Source organism: Pseudomonas sp. HMSC065H01, assembly GCF_001815235.1.
Classification (GTDB): Bacteria; Pseudomonadota; Gammaproteobacteria; order Pseudomonadales; family Pseudomonadaceae; genus Pseudomonas; species Pseudomonas aeruginosa.
This window is the reverse complement of sequence record NZ_KV819906.1, coordinates 258,637-277,349: the sequence shown is the minus strand read 5'-3', so window position 1 is coordinate 277,349 and position 18,713 is coordinate 258,637. Positions and strand designations below refer to the sequence as shown.

General features: G+C 62.9%; 28 protein-coding genes and 1 tRNA gene. 2 read left to right on the top strand and 27 right to left on the bottom strand.

Going from position 1 to position 18,713, the window contains the following annotated elements:
• Positions 1–17: 17 nt before the first annotated feature.
• The 11 genes from HMPREF3014_RS21565 to HMPREF3014_RS21515 form a co-directional block, all read right to left on the bottom strand.
• Positions 18–2,099, bottom strand: coding sequence for a ClpP-like prohead protease/major capsid protein fusion protein (locus tag HMPREF3014_RS21565; RefSeq protein ID WP_034017240.1), 2,082 nt, complete (start codon positions 2,097–2,099; stop codon positions 18–20).
• Positions 2,071–3,717, bottom strand: a complete 1,647-nt coding sequence (locus tag HMPREF3014_RS21560; protein ID WP_031634614.1) for a phage portal protein — start codon at positions 3,715–3,717, stop codon at positions 2,071–2,073. The genes HMPREF3014_RS21565 and HMPREF3014_RS21560 overlap by 29 nt, the downstream gene beginning before the upstream one ends.
• On the bottom strand, positions 3,717–3,932 hold the full coding sequence (locus HMPREF3014_RS21555; protein ID WP_003159069.1) for a hypothetical protein: 216 nt from the start codon (positions 3,930–3,932) through the stop codon (positions 3,717–3,719). The genes HMPREF3014_RS21560 and HMPREF3014_RS21555 overlap by 1 nt, the downstream gene beginning before the upstream one ends.
• On the bottom strand, positions 3,923–5,887 hold the full coding sequence (locus HMPREF3014_RS21550) for a phage terminase large subunit family protein (protein WP_031634615.1): 1,965 nt from the start codon (positions 5,885–5,887) through the stop codon (positions 3,923–3,925). The genes HMPREF3014_RS21555 and HMPREF3014_RS21550 overlap by 10 nt, the downstream gene beginning before the upstream one ends.
• Positions 5,859–6,404 carry a terminase small subunit gene (locus tag HMPREF3014_RS21545; RefSeq protein WP_023083814.1) on the bottom strand — a complete coding sequence of 182 codons (546 nt, stop codon included), beginning with the start codon at positions 6,402–6,404 and terminating at the stop codon, positions 5,859–5,861. Before HMPREF3014_RS21545 ends, HMPREF3014_RS21550 begins: the two co-directional genes overlap by 29 nt.
• Positions 6,405–6,555: 151 nt before the next feature.
• Complete coding sequence (locus HMPREF3014_RS21540) at positions 6,556–7,299, bottom strand: hypothetical protein (protein ID WP_031634616.1); 744 nt, start codon at positions 7,297–7,299, stop codon at positions 6,556–6,558.
• Positions 7,296–7,766, bottom strand: coding sequence for a lysis system spanin subunit (locus HMPREF3014_RS21535; RefSeq protein ID WP_031634617.1), 471 nt, complete (start codon positions 7,764–7,766; stop codon positions 7,296–7,298). The genes HMPREF3014_RS21540 and HMPREF3014_RS21535 overlap by 4 nt, the downstream gene beginning before the upstream one ends.
• Complete coding sequence (locus HMPREF3014_RS21530) at positions 7,763–8,002, bottom strand: hypothetical protein (protein WP_227373443.1); 240 nt, start codon at positions 8,000–8,002, stop codon at positions 7,763–7,765. The genes HMPREF3014_RS21535 and HMPREF3014_RS21530 overlap by 4 nt, the downstream gene beginning before the upstream one ends.
• Complete coding sequence (locus tag HMPREF3014_RS21525; protein ID WP_034017214.1) at positions 8,002–8,619, bottom strand: glycoside hydrolase family 19 protein; 618 nt, start codon at positions 8,617–8,619, stop codon at positions 8,002–8,004. The genes HMPREF3014_RS21530 and HMPREF3014_RS21525 overlap by 1 nt, the downstream gene beginning before the upstream one ends.
• Positions 8,616–8,948 carry a phage holin, lambda family gene (locus HMPREF3014_RS21520; RefSeq protein ID WP_003129668.1) on the bottom strand — a complete coding sequence of 111 codons (333 nt, stop codon included), beginning with the start codon at positions 8,946–8,948 and terminating at the stop codon, positions 8,616–8,618. Before HMPREF3014_RS21520 ends, HMPREF3014_RS21525 begins: the two co-directional genes overlap by 4 nt.
• 63 nt (positions 8,949–9,011) lie before the next feature.
• Positions 9,012–9,087, bottom strand: a tRNA-Met gene (locus HMPREF3014_RS21515).
• A 136-nt stretch (positions 9,088–9,223) separates the two neighbouring features.
• On the opposite strand from HMPREF3014_RS21515, the gene HMPREF3014_RS21510 reads away from it, so the two are divergent.
• Together HMPREF3014_RS21510 and HMPREF3014_RS21505 are read left to right on the top strand one after the other, a co-directional pair.
• Complete coding sequence (locus tag HMPREF3014_RS21510) at positions 9,224–9,478, top strand: type II toxin-antitoxin system RelE family toxin (RefSeq protein WP_010791979.1); 255 nt, start codon at positions 9,224–9,226, stop codon at positions 9,476–9,478.
• Positions 9,462–9,788, top strand: a complete 327-nt coding sequence (locus tag HMPREF3014_RS21505; protein WP_003129667.1) for a helix-turn-helix domain-containing protein — start codon at positions 9,462–9,464, stop codon at positions 9,786–9,788. The genes HMPREF3014_RS21510 and HMPREF3014_RS21505 overlap by 17 nt, the downstream gene beginning before the upstream one ends.
• 317 nt (positions 9,789–10,105) lie before the next feature.
• On the opposite strand, the gene HMPREF3014_RS21500 is transcribed toward HMPREF3014_RS21505, so the two are convergent.
• From HMPREF3014_RS21500 to HMPREF3014_RS21420, 16 genes are read right to left on the bottom strand one after another with little or no spacing between them, the layout of a single operon-like run.
• Positions 10,106–10,495: an antiterminator Q family protein gene (locus HMPREF3014_RS21500; protein ID WP_004353175.1), complete on the bottom strand. Its 390-nt coding sequence runs from the start codon at positions 10,493–10,495 to the stop codon at positions 10,106–10,108.
• Positions 10,492–10,770 (bottom strand): hypothetical protein, encoded by a 279-nt coding sequence (locus tag HMPREF3014_RS21495; RefSeq protein WP_010791980.1) that lies wholly within the window; start codon positions 10,768–10,770, stop codon positions 10,492–10,494. The genes HMPREF3014_RS21500 and HMPREF3014_RS21495 overlap by 4 nt, the downstream gene beginning before the upstream one ends.
• Positions 10,767–11,456 carry a metallophosphoesterase gene (locus HMPREF3014_RS21490; RefSeq protein ID WP_010791981.1) on the bottom strand — a complete coding sequence of 230 codons (690 nt, stop codon included), beginning with the start codon at positions 11,454–11,456 and terminating at the stop codon, positions 10,767–10,769. The genes HMPREF3014_RS21495 and HMPREF3014_RS21490 overlap by 4 nt, the downstream gene beginning before the upstream one ends.
• The gene (locus HMPREF3014_RS21485) at positions 11,453–11,824 is read right to left on the bottom strand and encodes a hypothetical protein (RefSeq protein ID WP_073661850.1); all 372 of its coding nucleotides are present in this window, start codon (positions 11,822–11,824) and stop codon (positions 11,453–11,455) included. The genes HMPREF3014_RS21490 and HMPREF3014_RS21485 overlap by 4 nt, the downstream gene beginning before the upstream one ends.
• Positions 11,821–13,251: a replicative DNA helicase gene (locus HMPREF3014_RS21480; protein ID WP_052155245.1), complete on the bottom strand. Its 1,431-nt coding sequence runs from the start codon at positions 13,249–13,251 to the stop codon at positions 11,821–11,823. The genes HMPREF3014_RS21485 and HMPREF3014_RS21480 overlap by 4 nt, the downstream gene beginning before the upstream one ends.
• Positions 13,248–14,036, bottom strand: coding sequence for an ATP-binding protein (locus HMPREF3014_RS21475; RefSeq protein ID WP_003123987.1), 789 nt, complete (start codon positions 14,034–14,036; stop codon positions 13,248–13,250). Before HMPREF3014_RS21475 ends, HMPREF3014_RS21480 begins: the two co-directional genes overlap by 4 nt.
• Entirely contained in the window at positions 14,033–15,034 is a 1,002-nt protein-coding gene (locus HMPREF3014_RS34940) for a DUF1376 domain-containing protein (protein ID WP_023094542.1), read from the bottom strand. Before HMPREF3014_RS34940 ends, HMPREF3014_RS21475 begins: the two co-directional genes overlap by 4 nt.
• The gene (locus HMPREF3014_RS21465; RefSeq protein WP_034017217.1) at positions 15,021–15,206 is read right to left on the bottom strand and encodes a hypothetical protein; all 186 of its coding nucleotides are present in this window, start codon (positions 15,204–15,206) and stop codon (positions 15,021–15,023) included. The genes HMPREF3014_RS34940 and HMPREF3014_RS21465 overlap by 14 nt, the downstream gene beginning before the upstream one ends.
• On the bottom strand, positions 15,203–15,433 hold the full coding sequence (locus HMPREF3014_RS21460; protein ID WP_029528997.1) for a hypothetical protein: 231 nt from the start codon (positions 15,431–15,433) through the stop codon (positions 15,203–15,205). Before HMPREF3014_RS21460 ends, HMPREF3014_RS21465 begins: the two co-directional genes overlap by 4 nt.
• Positions 15,430–16,191, bottom strand: a complete 762-nt coding sequence (locus tag HMPREF3014_RS21455) for a Rha family transcriptional regulator (protein WP_023123501.1) — start codon at positions 16,189–16,191, stop codon at positions 15,430–15,432. Before HMPREF3014_RS21455 ends, HMPREF3014_RS21460 begins: the two co-directional genes overlap by 4 nt.
• Positions 16,188–16,523, bottom strand: a complete 336-nt coding sequence (locus tag HMPREF3014_RS21450) for a hypothetical protein (RefSeq protein WP_015980939.1) — start codon at positions 16,521–16,523, stop codon at positions 16,188–16,190. The genes HMPREF3014_RS21455 and HMPREF3014_RS21450 overlap by 4 nt, the downstream gene beginning before the upstream one ends.
• The gene (locus HMPREF3014_RS21445) at positions 16,516–16,845 is read right to left on the bottom strand and encodes a hypothetical protein (RefSeq protein ID WP_031630393.1); all 330 of its coding nucleotides are present in this window, start codon (positions 16,843–16,845) and stop codon (positions 16,516–16,518) included. Before HMPREF3014_RS21445 ends, HMPREF3014_RS21450 begins: the two co-directional genes overlap by 8 nt.
• Positions 16,842–17,438 (bottom strand): hypothetical protein, encoded by a 597-nt coding sequence (locus HMPREF3014_RS34840; protein WP_177344156.1) that lies wholly within the window; start codon positions 17,436–17,438, stop codon positions 16,842–16,844. The genes HMPREF3014_RS21445 and HMPREF3014_RS34840 overlap by 4 nt, the downstream gene beginning before the upstream one ends.
• On the bottom strand, positions 17,435–17,743 hold the full coding sequence (locus HMPREF3014_RS21430; protein WP_023123497.1) for a hypothetical protein: 309 nt from the start codon (positions 17,741–17,743) through the stop codon (positions 17,435–17,437). Before HMPREF3014_RS21430 ends, HMPREF3014_RS34840 begins: the two co-directional genes overlap by 4 nt.
• The gene (locus tag HMPREF3014_RS21425; protein ID WP_031630392.1) at positions 17,740–18,018 is read right to left on the bottom strand and encodes a hypothetical protein; all 279 of its coding nucleotides are present in this window, start codon (positions 18,016–18,018) and stop codon (positions 17,740–17,742) included. The genes HMPREF3014_RS21430 and HMPREF3014_RS21425 overlap by 4 nt, the downstream gene beginning before the upstream one ends.
• On the bottom strand, positions 18,015–18,365 hold the full coding sequence (locus HMPREF3014_RS21420) for a hypothetical protein (RefSeq protein WP_019396628.1): 351 nt from the start codon (positions 18,363–18,365) through the stop codon (positions 18,015–18,017). The genes HMPREF3014_RS21425 and HMPREF3014_RS21420 overlap by 4 nt, the downstream gene beginning before the upstream one ends.
• Positions 18,366–18,713: the final 348 nt, after the last annotated feature.

Genomic DNA, 18,713 nt, shown 5'->3' with positions numbered 1-18,713 from the left:
TCGGGAGTTGGCGCCGATCAGGCACCGTTGGATTTCTGCAGCCCGCGGAAGTCCAGCGGCGCCACGCCAGCGTCGATGCGCACCTTGCTGGCCACGCCGTCGACAGTGAAGCCTTCCTGCTGCTCCAGGTACGGGGTATCGACGCCGTCCAGGTAGGCCACTTCGATGGTGTCAGAGCCTTTCTTGGCAGCCATGTACCAGGCGGTCGCCGAGGCATCGTCCAGGCGCGGCTCGCCGATCACCTGTGCGAATGCGCGAATCGGGTTAACGATGCCGCTATTGACGTCGGCGCCCGGCACGGACTCGGAGTTGATGATCTGGTTGGCCTTGTCCTCGAGTGCCACCGGAGTCAGAACGAAGCCCGGACGGATGTTGAGGGTGCGCCCTTTGCCCTTCTCTACCTGGGCTTTCTGGGTGGCCATCTGGGTCTTGGCCTTGCTCAGGCTGTCGATGGAAAGCGCCGAAGCCGCGCCAGTGAGCAGGTTGCTGTGGTCGGCATGGAACAGGGCCTTGCCATCGCTCATCGCCGGGTTACCGGTCAGAACCGCATAGACCAGGTCGCCGATGGTGGCCTTGGCCGCCTGGCCCAGCTTGAACGGGATATCCGAGAGCATCTGCAGGTCGTCGTTGATGATCGCCTGACGGGTGATGCTGAACAGCTCTCCGTAGGTAGCCAGGATGATCTGCTCGCCGCGCTCGCCAAGGGTGACGTACTTGTACTCGGCGCCCTCACGCACCTGACGCAGCGAGGAAAACTCGCCCAGACCGACGCGGCGCGCCGGCTTGAAGTCAGTGAGAATGCCGGGCTTGGTCCACAGCGGGAAGGTTTCTTCGGCCTCTTCCCAGCCCGCCAGCACCGACTTGTTGGCGACGTCCAGAAGGATCAGGCCGAAGTCGCTGGAAGTGTGGGTGAAGGCCAAGCCGACCATTTGCGGGGCGTTGAGCGAGGCCACGCCGATCCCGCGATCGACCAGCGAGGCACGGGCCAGTTCGCGGAGCGTCATGCCGTTGTAGGCGTTATCGGCCTGGCGCTCGCCGCGACCGATGCGGGCCAGCACGCTCGCGCGCACCGAGTCGCCCACCAGGTTGCCGTTGCCGGCATGGATGTGGGCGCCAGCGCCAGGGGTGGCGGCCGGCTTGGTATCGGCGCCAATGGCAGCCAGCAGCTTCTCGCGTGCCTGGTCGACGGTGATGGTCATGTCGTTCAGGCAGGTGGCGAGCAGTTCGGCGTGCCCGCTGGCAAACGCGCCGAAGGCAGCAGTGATTGCGCTGCGGCGACCAGATTCCTCGGCGAGGATGCGGGCGCGAATATCGGCCTCGGTTGGGGCGGCGGCCACGGGAGCCGCCGGCACGGCCGGTGCCGGAGTCGGCGCGGGAGTGTTGGTCGGCGCGGCGGGGGTCTGGGCGCGCGGGGCCAGTAGAGTTTTCAGAGCTTCGGGCATGTGGGCGAACTCCTGCATGCGTTTGGAGGAAAGGTGAGCGGCCGCTTGCAGCGGCTCAGTGAGCTGGTCGGCGAAACCGGCAGCGACGGCCTCTCGGCCATTCATCCAGGTCTCCTCCTTGAGGAGCGCCTTGATGTCGTCGGCGGACTTCCCGGTCTTGTTGGCGTAGGCCATGACCAGGGTGTCCTCGACCTTGTCGAGCAGTTCGGCATAGCGGCGCATGTCGTCCGCATCGCCGCCCTGGATGCCCCAGGGCTTATGCACCATCATCATGGCGTTCTCGGGCATGTAGATGGTGTCGCCGGCCATGGCGATGACCGAGGCCATCGAGGCCGCCAAGCCATCGATGTACACGTCGACGCTGGCCGGGTGGTTGCGCAGCAGGTTATAGATCGCCGTCCCCTCGAAGACGTCGCCGCCCGGGGAGTGGATGTGCAGGTTGATCTTGGTCAGGTCGCCCATTGCCTTGAGGTCTCGAGCGAACTGCAGCGCGGTGATGCCCCAGACGCCGATCTCGTCGTACAACAGCACCTCGGCGACGCCGCGACCGGCAGCCTTAATGCTGTACCAGGACTCATGCGGGGCGTTGGCCTCAGTCAACGCCGCCGCCATCGGCAGCATCAGGCTTTTATGGATCAGGGTTTGATGGCTGCCCATCGGCGCCTCCATTGTTGCTCTCGTTGGGGAAATCCGGCCCAGGCACGGGTAGGCCGGCGCCGTATCTGTTGACGAGCTCGCGAGCCTCGGCGGCGGTAAGCATCTTCCCGACGCCCAGGTACACCTTCTGCACCGCCTCAACCGGGTCCATCCCGGACTTGACCAGTTGGTGGTAGGCATCCGAACTGAAGACCAGGCCGGCTGCCCGGTTCGCCTTGATCTCCGTCTCACGGGACTTCTTCAGCTCGCGCGGATCTCGACCACGAGCGCGGGCAACTTCCGCCTCATCGGCGAAGCCGGCCTTGACCAGCAACTCCCATGCGTTGGCCTCATGCATCGGGTTAATCCATGGCATGACCGGCCCCTGGTAGACCGCCGCGTAGAGAGTGCGGTGATCAACGTCGGCGGGCAGGCGCTCCTTCCGAGCCAACAGGTACATCTGCAGCCAGGACCGATAGACAGGCCGGCACCAGTAGTCGATGAACTCGTGCTGCAACAGGTCGTAGCCCAGCCAGCCCTCGACCAGTTCCTGGCGCTGTGCCGAGTAGGTGCCGTCGTAGGCCCTGGACACCGAGGAGTAGGTGCTGCGAGTGCCAGCGCCGATCATCCGCAGTTGGCCGTTGCGGAAACCTTCAAGGAAGGGGTTCGGCCGGTTGCTCTCGATCATCCCGACGTCTTCACCTGGCTCGAGGTCGTCGAAGACCATGCCGGGGGCGATGGGGATCGTTCGGCTCTTCCGGTCCTTCCCGGGCTCCACCGTGTAGCTGTCGGGGTTGCCCTTCTTGATATACATCGCCAGGGCAGCACTGATGCGCGCCGCCACCCGCTCGCTCTCCTCGTAGTCCTTCAAGTCGGCAAGGCGGATCAGCACTGCGTGCAACATCGGCACGCCTCGGTTCTGGCCGATCCGCTTGCGGTAGGCGATGTGGATGATCCGTTCCGCTTCGACGCGCTTCACCGCCAGGCTGCCGCCCAGCGTCTGCAGGTTGCCGGGGTGATCCTTGAGCAGGTGATAGGCCCTTTTCCGGCGCCAGGTGTCACGCTCGATACCCTGGACAATGCCTTTCGACAGGTTGTTGTAGCTGAAGGGCAAGTAGTCGGGCTCCAGCAGCTCCAGGGCAAAAGGCACCGACGTGGCAAACGTGTAGTTCGGGACTCGTCCCATCAACTTCTGCGCCAAGCCTTCGCCATCGCGCAACCAAGTGCGGCACATCAGCCGCTCTACCTGGGGCCGCGTCAGCTCACCAGAGGTCTCCGGCGAGAGTGACCACTCGGCCCACGCACTGCGGATTTCCATGGCCAACTCGGCATGCACCGAGCCATCCAGGCGCAGCGGCAGCGGTTCCACGCCGATGCCACTACCGCCCACCACCCTCTCCTCGAGGCGATCGAGCAAGCCGGTAACCAGATCGTGATCTTCGTCCAGTTTCCGGCACTGCTCTCGCATGGAGACCGCAGACTTCTGTAGCGAGGTGTCGGCGCCCAGCGGTTGACGCTTGGCCTTGTGGGTTCGCCCTGGCCTGGCAGCCTCATACGCCTGGATTGCCTCGCGGGCGGCCAGGCGCCGAGCCACCAGGTCGGGGGCCCAGGGTTTCAGTAGACGATCGATCAGGTTCATCAGCAGAACTCCGCCAGCGCCGGGCCTGGACGGCGACCGGCGGCGCGGTCCCGATCTGCCGCCGCGCGGCGCTCCCACTCCCGGCGTCCGGCACGGATCTTCTCGATATCCTCCATGGTGTGGGTGCGTCCGTTGAAGATCACCGTCCGCCCTTCGAGCACGGCGGCCTCGGCCTCCAGGTATTTGTCGAGCATCTGCTGCGCTGTCAGAGCCATGGTCCGCTTCCAGTGTTGAGCCAGCCCCTAGAGGTGCTGGCATGGTTTTCGTTCGAGGGTTGCTGTTGGGCGACCTGCTCCGGCACGGGATCAACGCGCGCGCGCTCAAGTTGGTCGAGGTCGAGGCCGAAGCGCTGCTGGCTGATGCGCAGCGCGGCAAGGGCGTACACGAAGCAATCCAGCGCCTCATTGCGGCGCCCGCCGGAGTCCCATCGCAGGACGCGAACACCCTTCGCCATCACCGACTTCTTCTTCTCGGCGGTGATCTGCTTCAGTTCGTCTTCGTCGCAGATATCGCTGTCGATCGGAAAGTGCACACAGCCGGGCGTCGGTTGCCACGGAATGGGCACATCGATGCGCAGGCGGCTGTAGATCAGCTCCTTCGCGTTATCAGTGCCCAGCTCGGTCTTGTAGACTTTGCGCTTGCGACGCTTCGGGAAGTTGGCGATTGGCTTGCCGTATGTGCTGGCCCCGAAAGTCGGAACCACCCAGTGCACACCATGCTTGATGCTCTCGGCCTCTACCTCATCGGCATAGTGGCCGCCGGCATCCCAGCACCAACGCTCGACACGCATGGGAACGCCGTCAGCCCGAGTGAACTGCCGGTGGATCTCCAAGCCGACCTTACGCCGTAATTCCTCACTGGCCGGATCGCCGGTCAGAATGAAACGGTGAACAAGCCATGCCTCCTCGCCAAGACCGAAAGCCCAAACGCGGCCCTCGTAGCGGTCGTCCTGGGTGTCGATTCCACCCATCAGGACCAGCGCCTGGGGTGGCACCTTCGGGTAGTTCTCGCGGCGAGCGTAGAGCGTCTTCCACTCCACACGCTCGCCCTGGTCCTCCTCCCACACCTCTCCGCGCGTGGTGTTGATGAAGGCGATCAGCTTCTCGCGGTCGCCTTTGACCTTGAGCCACTCATCAGCCAGCGACACCCAGTCTTTCCAGGTGCTGTAGATGGCCCAGCAGTAGAAGCTGACCGAGCGCGGCGTGCGGATCGGCTCGTTGTCCGGGCCGAACCAGTCCATGCTGTCGCGCGTCCAGATGCCGGTCTCCGAACAGATCCAGCGCCCGTTCTCCTGGGCTGCCACCATGTCGCGATGGATGAAGCAGGCATTGCAGTGCTCGCAGGAGTACCAGGCCTCCTCGGCCTCGCCCAGCGCGTTCTTCCGCCACTTCAGACCGAATGCGCAATCCTTGCCGCCCCACTTCAGGGACTGCTCTTGGTGGCAATGCGGACAGGCGACGTGGAAGTGCAGCCGGTAGGGCGACTCCTCGGCCGCCTTGGTGATCTGGCAGCTACCAGCCGTCTTGGGCGTCGAGCCGCGGATGGACTTCGGGTAGATCGCACCGTCCAAGCGCTTGTCGCCGAGGAAGGTCGGCGAGCCCTCCCCCTCGACGTCAGCGTCGAACTTCGACAACTCGTCGTAGATCACCTCGTCGGGCGATTTCTCGCGGTAGTTCCTGGCGGCCTTCCCGCCGAGAATCCAGAGGTTCCGCCGGTTCGAGAACACCTTGTTGTCCAGGGTGTTGTCGCTGTGCTTCTTGCCATACCAGGGCGCGAGGGCCAGCATCACGTCGACGTCGCGCACCATCCCCATCACGTGCTTCTTGCTGATGGACTCGGCATCCGGGTCCGTCGGGCTCCACATCATGATGTTGCGGCGCTTGTGCTGGATCTTGTAGCCGATGTTGGCCATCAGCAGCTTCGTGTAGCCGATCCTGGCCGACTTCACGAAGTTGACCACCCGGATCAGGTCGTTGCCCATCGCGTTCAGGATCGCGACCTGGAACGGGGCCGTCTTCCAATCGCCCTCGTTGTACGAGGACTCGGCCGACATATAGAAGTTATCGTCGGCCCATTGGACCGCCGTCATCGGCAGGTCTTTGAACATGGCCTGCAAGCCCAGCTTGACCGCATTGCGCAGGTCATTCATCCAGGGTTGCAAGGTACTCATCGAGATATCCCGGAAGGTCGTCGCCGAAGTCGGCCGAGAGGTTGCGCGCCAGGGCGATCTCCCGCTCGAAGGCTTCCAGGATTAAGGGGTCCATCTCTGGGTGGCGTTGGCTCACGGTCTTTCCGACCGTCTCCAGCTTCGAACCTATCTTGGCGGCGATCTTGGCCAGCGCGTAGGTGGCAAATGGGACGGGGACCAGGAGCTTGTCATTCACCTGGTTCTTCTGTTCCTGGGCGTAGGTTTGAGCGCGTGTAAGTTCGAGCCGCGCCTGCATCAGTTTCGCTTCGACGTAGGGATCAACACCTTCCGGTAGCTCCCCCTCAGGTTGTTGTTTCCGAGCGGCGTGCTGGATGCGGTTTTCGACCACATCCGCCACCGTGTAGAAGGCCTCTCGACCTATTCGCTCGATTGGTTGAACGCCCCATTTATCAAAGGCTTGCGGAGAAATCCCGAGGCTCGAGGCCATCTCGGACTTGTTCAACCATCCGCGCTGCTTGGTTGTTTCGTTTTTGCTCATGACTAAACAACAACCAACCTCCGAAAAAAGGTCATACATATTTGGCGCGCGGGGCTCGAATTACCCTCTGACGGGGGCACCTCCGGGAGGCCCCGCCAAATTTTCAAACTTGTGCTGGACAACAAGAATTCGCACCACTTTGGTGCGCCCGTCAGCGCCTCGCGGCGAACCGAGCAGCCACGCCGCGCATCGCCACCTCGAACTCACGCGGCAGGTTCTCGTCGGCGTACTGCTGCGCGATCTCGAAGAAGCTCAGTCGGCGGCGATACGAAGGACGAGACACGAAGGCCATGATGATTGAGACGGCATCCCGGCCTCGGCCTGTGCGCTCAGCAATGCCAATGGGCTGGCCCTTGCGGGTCATGACGAAGTAGCGGCGAGCATTACCCTTCGCCCTGCTCCGTCTGCTATCGGTCGCGTTTGCGTTGTACCCAGCCTGAGTGAATCCGCGGATGCCGCTCAATGCTCTGGTGACCTGTCCGCGCTTGATGTTCCCGTAGCGATCAAGATCAGCACCGGCGCCTGGCACCACGTACTTCCCTTCGGGCAGGATCCCCTTGGCCCTGAGCTGAAGCTCGGCCGGCTTGTTCCGACGCGGCCCACCGTAGACCTCGGGGGCAATCCACACCGATGCAGGCTGCGCCCCGTCCGCTTCGTCCTTGAACCAAACCCGCGCTTCGAGCCGGTCTTTCCTGGCTGGCACCATGCGCAGGCTGTTCAGGGTGTACGGTGTCGGGCGGTCGAACACGACACGCATCTCGTCGCGCAATCGATCCATCAGACCTTGCGCGGTCCGCGTAAGCGCAGTGGCTGTCGCGTAAGGAATCTGCCGCTGCTCAAGCTCAGTCAGGTCGGCGAGCTGCTGCTGGAACCCTTCTGGCTTGATGCTGATCATCTTCGGCAATACCTGGGCAGGCCGGCGATATGCTTACGCAACGCCGCGATCATCAGTTCGCGCCGCTCGACTCCGGCTCGGAGATCAGAAACAACCTGTCCATCAGCGGCAGCAAGGACGGCTCTTCCTGCATCAGCGCTGCCGGTGGCTCCGGGAGCCTGGTGCACTCCGCCTGCGGGGCAGCGGGCTTTGACGTACACGACGCGAGCACCAGTGCCGATAGCATCGCGGCGCAATTGGTTTTCTTCATGGGAGGCCTGTAGTGCTGCTTGGTATGTGCGGGCCATTGCGTCGGTCTGAGCCTGTGCCTGGCTATCGCGCTGGGCCTGCTGGGCCATAGCGGTGATCGTCTCGGCGGATTGCTCGACGGCGGCCTGCAGGTCATCACGCTGAGCGGTCACGTGATCGAGACGCCAGAACACCAGCGCAGCTACCAGGGCGACCACCAACCATGGCCGCCAGGTCACTGATCGATCCTCCGACCAACCTTGAACTTGAACGTCGGCTCTTGATCGAGCATCGAGTTGACGATGCCCTCGATGACCGAGAACAGGGAGACGACAAGTTCAAGCGGCGCCCACTTGGCGAACGCCAGCGGGCAATCGCTATCGACATCCCCCAGCCACATCGGAATGCCGTAATAGCTCCCATGGTGCGAGACGCCGATCTTTCGAGCTTCGGCTTTCGTCTTGAACCCGAGCATCATTCCCCCTTGAGCGCTGCGCGCGCCCATTCGAGACGCGCCACTCGATCCTCAGCACCGTTGTAGCCGCCGTTGATCTTCAGCGTGATTCGCTCGAATCGGCCTTGGTCAGCCAGGTCGTTTAAACCCCGCGACTTCCACCACCACCCCGAGGCGATAGCTGCCCAGGTCCGTTGCTCCAGCAGTTCCGGTTGCGCTACCAGTGGTAGCGCCAGGGCGCGGGCGGCTTCGGCGTAGTTGTCGTGGCCGGTGATCATGATCAGGCCGCGCCCCCGGTATCGATACCCATCGCCCGTATCCGGCGACCCGTTGCCCATCCGGTTTGCGTAGACGCGGTTGGCGATGCGCTCAGGCTGTCGGGCGCACTGCTTCGCTTCTACCGGCGTGAACCGCTTCGGCCATGTCTCGAGCAGGCCTTCGGCGGAGTAGTTCAGATTCTCGACCAGACGCTTGAGGCTCTGGCTTTCGTGCCCGACCTGAGCCAGGAACATCGCCACCCGCTCAGCCGTGTTGATCTCGAACCGAGCCATGGCGCCGTTGATGTGCTCGACCCAGGTCGATGCAGTAGCGGCGCCGCAGCCGGTAGCGCGGTCGAGTTGATCGGCAGTGATCTTCATTCGCCAGACCCTCGACGCGGCAGCTTGATCCCAGCGTAACGGTCGGCCAGGTCACGGATCTTCTCGACGCCCAGGAAGCCGATCCAGCCACCAATGAAAGTGGCCATGCTCTGCGGCACGCCAAAGAACTCGAAGCCGCTGATGATCGTCAGCGCCAGCCCCCCGCACAGCGCGCCCTCCAAGAGCGCCTGCCGGCGCGTGCCGCCGCCGTAGATGATCCTGGCCATGGCCATGGCCCACGACAGCAGGGAGGCGTAGATGATCGGCGCATGCTGGCTCAGCCAGGCGAGCAGGGCCGCCCAGGTGTCGGGTTTGTCGGGCATCTTCATCGTCTCAGTTCCCCTCGCCGGGGCAGAAATGAAAAAGCCCCGCACTTGGCGGGGCTTGGGGAGTGGTAGCAGCGCAGGGAGTCGAACCCCGTATCTCCAGCTTATGAGGCTGGCAACCTACCGGTGGTCTACAGCTGCCATGGGCGTAGCTTCACAATTCGCCAGGCTTTCAGCCTGATAAGAAAAATAAGTATTTTTCCGACTTCCCTGCGGTAAAATCCTTTACAATACTTATTGAAATACTTATAATGGCAACCATGAACAGCGAGGTAGCCATGAACAAGATCAACTGGACACGGAAGGCGGTTAAGCAGCTCAGCAAGATTCACAAGGCCGACCAGGCCAAGATCTACGACGCCGCCCAAGCCTTGGCACATATGCCGAACGTCCAGAACATCAAGGCCCTGTCCAATCACCGCTACGGCTACCGCCTCAGGGTCGGCAACTACCGGGTCATGTTCGACTGGGATGGAGCCATCAAGATCGTCAACATCGAGGAGGTCAAGAAGCGCGATGAACACACCTACTAACGTTCAAATCATCAACGGGCCGGACGGATCGCCGGCCTTCGTTGTCATCCCCTACGCCGAGTACATCAAGGACCATCCCAAGGATGACCTGGTGCCCAACGAAGTGGTCGGCTACATGGTCAAGGAAGGGCTCAGCCCCGCCGCTGCCTGGCGCAAACACCTCGGATTGAGTCAGGCTGAAGTCGCCAGCCGGATTGGCATTACTCAGCCGGCCTATGCCCAGCAGGAGACCGCGGCGAAGCCAAGAAAGGCGACCCGCGAAAAAATCGCCGCCGCCCTAGGGATCGCGCCGGACCTGTTGGACATATGAGAGGGTGAAGGCCTTGTGGGTCGGTAACCCGTCACTTTGCTTACAGCCCGATGTGGCAGGTGAGACTGCCGTCTACCGAGTTTCGACCTTCGAATGAAAAAGCCCGGCGGGAGGGGCCGACCGGGCTTCCCGCCGCTGTCGAGGAATAGCCCAGGTGGAAACCACGGCATCGGCGGGGGCGTGATGATGCCGCGCCAGGCCAGGCTACGCAATAAAAAACCCGGCGCCAGGGGCCGGGTTTCGAGTGCGTCACGCTGCGTTCACAGCAATTCACGCTGGGATGAAAACACCCCTTATTCCGCGTGTAAAGCTATTCCTCAAGCGCTCTCGCGGAACCGCTCCAGGGCGCTGTCGACCCACCCTACAGCCAGCTTCAATGTCTCCCTGACTTTGGCCTCGCCGATCTGGTGTTCACGCGCGATGCGCAGGGCCGGCCACTTCGCGCCGTAGTAGAGCCACACGAAGTCGCCGGCCTGCGGCGCCCTGTCGATGAGTCGAGCAATGACCCGGTCGACGGCCAAGGCCATATCGTCAGTGACGTGGTAGGCCTTGGGGCTCGACATTGGCATGGCTTGGCTCATGATAGCGGCGGCCGGCGACACATACCCGGGAACCCCCATCCCATCCATGCGCCACCACCCCCACTGTTCGAGGAGATACTCGGTATCGCCCAGCAGCTTGTCCACGTAGGTTCGAGTTCTGCTCATGCCGCCCCCGGACCGTTCAGGCCAAACAGATCGCGCAGCAGCGTTTCCACCGCCGCGCCCTTTGCGTTGCCGTCCTGCAGCCAGAGCCGACCGTAATCGTGGAAGCCCAGCGTGCCGCGGTCGCCGTGCCAGTTGGCGATCATGACCAACAGCGCAGCCAAGGCAGCAGCACCGCCCACCTTGACCTGCGCCAGCTCCTGGCCGGCCACCTTGAGAAACTCCCGCTCCAGCCTGGTCATGACCTTGCGGGGTGCCATCGGTTGTACGTTACTCATCGGGTACCTCGCGCAGAGCTGACGCTCCAGTCGTTCAGGCAAAACATGGTCAGCGAACCGCCGAAACATGCGCCTGTGTCCAGATAGAACACGTTCCCCAGCCTGGTAAGCCTGTTGTGCGGTGTGTGCCCAACCAGTACTGCGGCAACGCCCTCGACAGGAGTGGAGTCCTCGTTCGCTGCCCTGGACCTTGCCCACAGAGCGGCGGTGACGTGCGCTTTCTCTCCGGCCCCCACGCCGGCGCAAAACGCCTGCCAACTCTTCGCCTGGCACTCAGCATGAACGATCCCGACGGCGCCAGCGGCGGTCTCCACCTCGATGGCCAGCGGCAAGTCGTCGAACAACTCGGCGTAGCCCCGCTGCTCTGTCTCCGGCAAGCCAAGCAGCCACGCGCCCCCATTGGCGACATGGAGCCAGTCGTCGCCGCCATGCTTGTAGGTATCGACGACCATCTGCTCATGATTCCCCCTGACCGCGTGGAACCAGGGCTGGCTTAGCCATTCTTGGACCAGGTCCGACCCCGGCCCGCGGTCCACCAGGTCACCAACGCTGAACAGCCGATCAACCGCCTTGTCGAAGCCGGCCTGCGCCAGCAACGCGTCCAGTAGATCGAAGCAGCCATGCACATCGCCAACGCAGAAGTCACGCCCAACGGTGTTGCGCTCGAAGCGCTGAACCAGAGTCACTGCATACCCTCCATCTGCTGCCTGGCCTTCTCTGCACAGGCTTGAAACACCTCTACCCCCACGTGCTCACGCAAGGCTTCGATCAGCAACCGATTGGCCAGGTCGTTGTGAGCCCTGCGACTGTCCTTGCGCAGCTTCGCGATATGGTTCTGGAGACGGACCTTGTCTCGGTTCATCCAGCGGAGCGCGGTGTTGGCCCGGCTGAACCAGATTTCGTCAACGTAGCGTCCCGTCGCCTTCTGCTCGGCCTTGGCCGCCTCAATCTGGCTGCGACAACTGATGCAGGAAGCGCTCAAGCGCTCCATCAACTCTTCGCACGCCTCCAACGTGTTCGGGAGGGTGATCGGGAATTTGTGTTCGGTATTCACGCTGCTTTCCCCTTGCCGTACTGACGGCCCTTGTAGGGTCTGGCCATTTCGACTTCTTCGTCGCTGGGCTGATAGCCGCCGATAATCTCCACGAACCGATGGAACTGACCCTGGTGCTGAACGTGCGCCACGCCAACCTGCCCGTGCCGGTTCTTGTCGACGATCAACTCGGTAATGCCGGCCTTGCCGGCGTCGCTTTCCTGATCCCGGTGGACCAGCACAACCACATCGGCATCGGCCTCGATCTGCCCGGAATCGCGCAGGTCGCTCTTGGTCGGGCGCTTGTTGCCCCGCGCCTTCGGCCCACGGTTGAGCTGCGCCAGCACCACCACGGGTACGCCGAGCTCCTTGGCCAGGCGCTTCAGGCCCTTGCTGATCTCGGTCACCACGTCGTAGCGGCTCGCGTTACGCTGCTCGCCCTTGATCAGACCGATGTAGTCGACGGCAACCATCCCCAGGCCGTGCTCGCGCTTCACCGTCCGGCAGATCTGGCGGATGTCCCGGAGTGTCAGCGAGGCGTCGTCGCAGAGGATCAGCGGGGCATGGTTGAGCTTGTTCACCGCACCAGTCAGGCCCGGCCAATCGGAATCGGCCATGGAGTGGCCTTCGGCAATGTGCTTGAGCGGAACGCTGCCCACCGATGACAGCACGCGGTTGGCCAACTCGACATCGGTCATCTCCAGGCTGAACACCAGCGCCGGCTCGTTGCACGCCAGCGCCACCCGCTCGGCGAACCCAAGGCCAAGCGTGGTCTTGCCGCTGCCCGGCTCGCCGGACACAACCACCATATGGCCGGGACAGATACCCGGAATGAAGGCGTCCAACGAGGGCAGGCCGGTGTCATACCCCAGTTTCACCTCACGGTTGAATCGCCTGTCGATGCCGTCAATGGCTTCGGGCAGCACCTCGCCGATGAAGCGGTACCGGCGCCGGGAGTCGAGCCCCTCGGCCTCGAGGGCAACCCATGCCTGCTGGCCCTGACTCAGAACCTCGTCCAACGGTTCACCATCCTGCAGACGCTGGCTCATGACCTCGGCCGCGGCGATCACCCGGCGCGCCACCGACCGCTGCTTGATGATCCGGGCGTACTCATCGGCGTTCGCGGTGCTTGGGGTGTTCTTCACCAGGTGGGCGGCGACCTGCAGGGTGCTCTGCCCGTCCGCCAGTTGAGCCCGCGCCTCATAGAGGGTCACGATGTCGACCGCGATACCTTTCGCCTGGCAAGCCAGTAGCAGCTCGAACAGTTCCGCGCAAGCTGGGTGATGGAAGTCCGAGACCTCCAGCTTGGCGCCCATGTCCTCGATCAGATCGCCCTTCTGGATCATCGCGCCGATCACCGCATACTCGGCTTCGTGGCTGTAGAGCTTCGACTCTGGTACCTCGTAGCCCATCACCGGGATATCGTGCATCTCGAGGTACCCGGTCATACCGAACCTCGCACGGATTTCCAGCGCAGCAGCACCACCTCGCCGTTGGCGTCGCAGAGCCGATCAATCACGCGATCCCCGATGAATCGCCGGATATCTACCAGGCTCAGGTTGCTGATCAGGATGGTCGGAAGCAGGCGCTCGTAGCGACCATTGACAACCTGGAACAGCACCTGGCGCTCGAAGTCGGTGCCGTGCTGGGCACCTACCTCGTCGATCACCAACAGGTCCGGAGCGTGCAGGCTCTCGTAGACCTCGGACTCGCTCTTACCCTTCCGCCCAAACGTGTCCTTCACGCCCAGGATCAGGTCGGGTGCGGTGATGTAGCGCGCCGTCGCGCCAGCCAGACCTTCGGTGCGGAGCACCTGCTGGATGATCGCGCAGGCAAGGTGTGTCTTCCCGGTTCCCATGGTGCCCAGCAGCATCAGCGAGCGACCAACCTTCCAGTTCGAGGCGAAGTCATCTGCGTAAGCCTTGCAGCGAGCCAGGACTGGCGACTGCTGGTCCGGTGCGAAGTCGGTGCGGTAGTTATCCAGGGTCGCCAGTCGGAAGCGCGGCGGTATCTGGCTCTCCAGCAACGCGGCGTTGACCATCCGGGCATCACGCGCAGCCTGAGCCTTGGAGCGAACCTCCGGGTCGGATGATTGGCGAGCTTCGAACTCGCAGCGCCCGCATCCAGTCCAGACGAACCCGCCGTCGAACTGCTCCTGCTGCTTGCTCTCGAAGCCGCCGTGAACGGGGCAGGTCTCGTCCCTGGTTTTCACTTGGTTTTTGGTCATGGTCATGGTCTCGCAATTCGGTAGGTGCCGTCGGCCTGGCGCTCCAGGCCCTCTTCGTGGTTGGTCTGGTCGAGGCCCAGATGAGGCGAAGCAGGAGGAGGTCCAGCGCGCTGCGCGCCGAACGGAGGCCGCTGGTTTCGCACCCAGTTGCGCCAGGCCGCGAACCAGTCGAGCTTCGTCGCGTTCTTCCCGGTTGCGGATCGCCAGTGATCACCGAAGCTCTCACCGACCTTGCGCAGACCGGCCTCACCGAACTCAGGACGCTCGGCCAACGCCCAAGCCAACCAGTCATCCGGCAGGGTCCAGTCCTCCGGCAAGCGGGAGCCTCGCTTAGGCCTGACGGCTGGAGGGGGCTGCTCGGACTCTGGTGTTGGGCGCTGCTCCTGCGGCGCCAGCTCTTGATCTTTTCTCTGTCCCTGTCCCTGTCCCTTGCGATCCTCAGTGGATTGCTCGCTCGATACTTCGGGGATGCTTGAAGGACTCGCCGTGCATTCCTCTTTCTGTGCATCAGGGATCGGAGAATGATCGATGGTGGAAGACGGGTTAAGCTCGCGCAGCAGACGGGCCGCCTCGCTTATCTTGTCCTCCAGCACCTTGGCGTCGAACGGCAGTTTCCACCGCTTGGCATTCCCCTTGCCGCCGCGCAGCCTGGCATGCAACTTCTGCAGCCAGCCCTCCAGCGCCTTCTCCGCGACCACGGGATGGTAGAGCCGGCCATCAGAGCACTTGACCCATCCATGTAGCGCACCATCCTTCACCGCTCGCCAGGACTTCAGGTCGCGCCCGTATTCAGCCAGGCGGGCCAGGGCAACATCATCATCAGGCAAACTGCCCGCCGGCACCTGGTGGTAAGACTTGAGCCACAAGGTAAGCCCTGCCCTCCACTCTCCATCCGAGGCCCGCGCGTGAAACTCCGAACCGAAGAGGCGGGCAATGTCGAGCGGCATGAACTGGAAATCCCGCAGGTCACAGTCGGCCGGAGTCATCGGATCAGGAAACGACATCGCTGCTCCCTTCAAGCTCACGAGCAAGGCGCAGGAGCTCCGCTCCTACGAGCATTGCCTGGCCGGCGGACAATTCGACGTATTGCTGCTCGCCATGACTGTCCTCTTGAACAATGAAGACCCCATCTCCCGCGAGGCCCACTTCAGTTTTCAGCGTTGCTCTGAGCTTCATATGTCCAGTTCCTCGGTGACGCGCTTCACGAAGTCGTGGTATCCCTCGGCCATGAGGAACCCTTGATCTTCAAGCGCACCGCGGCATGCCTTGGCGTGGCCGTAGAGCACCCAACGCTCACGCTCGGGCAGGTCGCGGAATTGACGGTAGGACGGCCAGGGTCCGGCGATCACCGGGTGGCCGTTGGGGCCAGTGGTGATCCGGCCCGGTTTCGGTTGTGTGGTCATTCGCCGATCTCCTGCGAAGGGGTGCCGCGCATCTGGAAGCGCTCCCGGCCGGCGCCGAAGTCCGGGTGCGTGGCTCGGTGTTGGGTCACGAAGGTGCAGCCGCGCGCGAAGCGCTCGAACACCCTGCTGATCTCGGCCTTTGCCCAGACCGCGTAGGGGCGCGCGTTCAGTTCCTCGTGCTTGCTGCGCACCATGGCGAAGGGGCGCGGGCTGTGCGGCATGTCGCGCACCACCGCGTCGATCACCCTGGGCGGAAGGCCGTACTGCTTCCCTATCCGCTGCCGGATAGCGGTGATGCTCTCCATGCCGTTGGGGATCGAGTCGAGCAGCGGGTGCGATCGGTCCATGTCGCCGACGGTTTCGGTCAGCGCTGCCACCTGCTGCTCGGTCTGCCGCTGCCGCCGCTCCAGATCGACGGTGAGTTGCACGCTGGCCAGTAGTTGCTCGGCGGCGGTCAGTGGCCGGGAAGCCTGCTGTTCCAGTTCCTGCCAGCGATCCACCAGCCGCGCGGTGAACTCCGGGCAGAGCTGGGCGACGACGATGATGCTGTCGCGCTTGCCCTGGTCGCCGGTGAAGACATACTCCTGAGTGGGGCGGCCAGCGGTGGGCTTTTCCTGCATTGCAGGTAAAGCAATCACCCCACGCTCGGCCAGCCGCTCAATGGTCACGCGTACATTGTCGTGACGCGACCCAACAAGATCCGCGATCTCGCGGCTGGTCATGGTGGCGGCCTGGCCGCCGATGGTAGTCAGGTTCATCGTTCTACTCCCGCCATCTGCACCAGTGCGTTTTCCGTTTCGCCGGTAAGGTCAGCGAGGCGTCGGAACACGTCGCGGTGTGTGTACCAGGCGCAAGCCGGACTGACCTTCGCCGCCGACAACGCCATCAGCGCGCCGATCGTGCGCTGTGCCTGCATTAATCGCTTGGCGTGATCTTGCTCGCGCTCTACCCGACCAAGAAAATCGTCCAGAACCTGCTGCGGGCCGTGGTAGTGCAAGCCGTAGCTAAACGTCCCGCACAGCCTTGACGGAGTGTCCGGGACCAGCCCTCTCCTCGAGCGCAAAGACTTCTTGATATCGAGCTCAGTCATGGCCGCTCCTCCCGGTAATGCCAGACAGAAGCCCGGCGAGGTCGGCGCGTGCTCGCTTGGCGTCGTGGTCCAAACGATCAGGGGTGGCGTATTCCGGCGCGTACTCGCCGCGGCCTACCCAGCAACGGTTGCCGGGGTAGCGGTCGTTCAGCAGATCGGCGCCGCGCTGGGCCTCTTCCTCGGTCGAGAACGGGGCGACCATCTGGGCTATCGCAATCCCGCCCTTCTGAACGGCCGGTGTGGAGATGAACCAGAACAGAACTCCATCGCCTGAAGACGCACGCTGAAACACGGGACCGGTATCGAAGCTGCCATGGTTCACAGGTCACGCTCCCGATAGGCGGCGCCGATCTGCTGGTTGTAGCGGTAGAGAAAATTCCCGGTGTACAAGATGATCCGCTCGATCAGGTCATGAATCTCCGTCACAACGGGGTGCCCTCGACCACCAAGGGCGGGAACGACCGAGTCCATCAGCAGAGCCCGAAGTTGCGTCATATCACTCCGAGCGTGATTGAATAGATCGAACTCATTACGACTGAGCTCGACCCGCTCCATCACCTCCCCGTCGACAGGAAGCGGAGGACGAGAGGCCTGTGCCTTCGAGAGATCAGACATGACCACCCCCAGCGCGTCCTTAACCTCGCGCTCACGGGCTCTCCATTCGAGGTAGCTCTCGCGATCAGTCCTTTCGACATCCTCGCGAAGCCCAGGGACCAACTCGAACAAGACCGTGTCGACCTGCTTGCGATGCGCGCTGATCTCGTCCGCCTGCTGCGAAGTGCCATCGATGGCGCGCTCGGCCCACTCGGGGAGTTGCCTTTGTAGCCGCATTTCGTTGAGGATCGTCCAGAGGTGCGAGGTCAGGTCGCGCTCTGCCCGAATACCCTGGCGGAGCATGGTGATTGAGGCGCTCATTGCTTCCGCTCCTTCTGCCGGTTGATGCGATCCGATAGGACCTGTTCGAGCTCCACCAACTGGAAGATGCCCCCCCCGATCTCCTCCAGAAACCAGCCGAGACGCTCTGAGGTTTCCTGGCCTACTTCGCCTTCAGCGCCAACGTTCGCCAGCAGGTTCCCGACAGCGGCGACACCAAGCGCCATGTTCTGAGCAGCCTGCCGGGCTACTTCACGCTCCCCCCAAAGAGACATCGCCTGCTCTTCCGTGAGCACCTCAGAGGGGTCGCGGGAACACTGCTTATTGATCAGGTTTGCGAGGTTCATTGCTGGCCCTCCTCACGCAGGGAGTCGAGCGCGGCGTCAACCAAATCGGCAGCCATCTCTGCAGCAATCTCCAGGGCATACAAGCATGCGTGCTCTTCGTCGGAGGTGGTCAGTGCTCCGAGAATGCTAGACGCACTTAGCGTCAGCGCGATGGCCTCGCTCAACGCCTCTTCGACCGTCGTGGTCGGGTTAATCGCTGCGAATCTCCGCGGCGGAAGCTGAGATATCGGAGCCTTCAGTGCAGACGACTGGGGCTTGTTCCAGACCGCGCTCATGCTGCACCGCCTGCGTGTCGCGACACGCTTTCAGGATTTCCGGATTGGGTCGCGACACCGGCCCGGCAAGCTCTGAGCAATGCGCCAGACATGGCCCCCAGCAGGGCGAGAGTATTGAGTTCCTGAGAGAGCAGCGGCTCGCCGGCATCGTCCATCGCCCGGGTCATTCTCAAAAGAATCAGGTGAACCGCCTCGCTGATGTCCTCGGCGGCGGCCAGAGCCGCGTCAACCGGCCGGTCGGCAACAATGGAGAACAAGAACTCATCCCCGTTGAGAGGATCGAAGCAAACCTGGTGGTCAGTGGTAACGGCGCAGGGGACTTGCGCGCTTTGAGTTTTCTGTTGCATAGTTAATTCGTCCTTCGAAAGACAAATTGATATCCAGGCAGTCGCTCCAACGACTACCGACTAAAGGCCTCGCGAAAGCGGGGCTTTTTGCTGTCTGGAGACGGGGAATCCCTATCCTCCACACATTCTGAAAAGCGCAGCCCAGATCAGGGCGGCTTTGAGGAAGGGGCGCGAGCGCGCGTATCAGGCTTTTTCAAAGTGCAAGCTCCCGAATTTCGTTGAACGACGCAGACAGCCTGCACCCGTTTAGAAATATCCCAAGCGCCCATGTAAACGAAGGCCCTGAAGAGGCCCTGCCGATAATCACCCTGCCCAGACTCCGCACAGGGGCGTTCATAGGAATAGTGG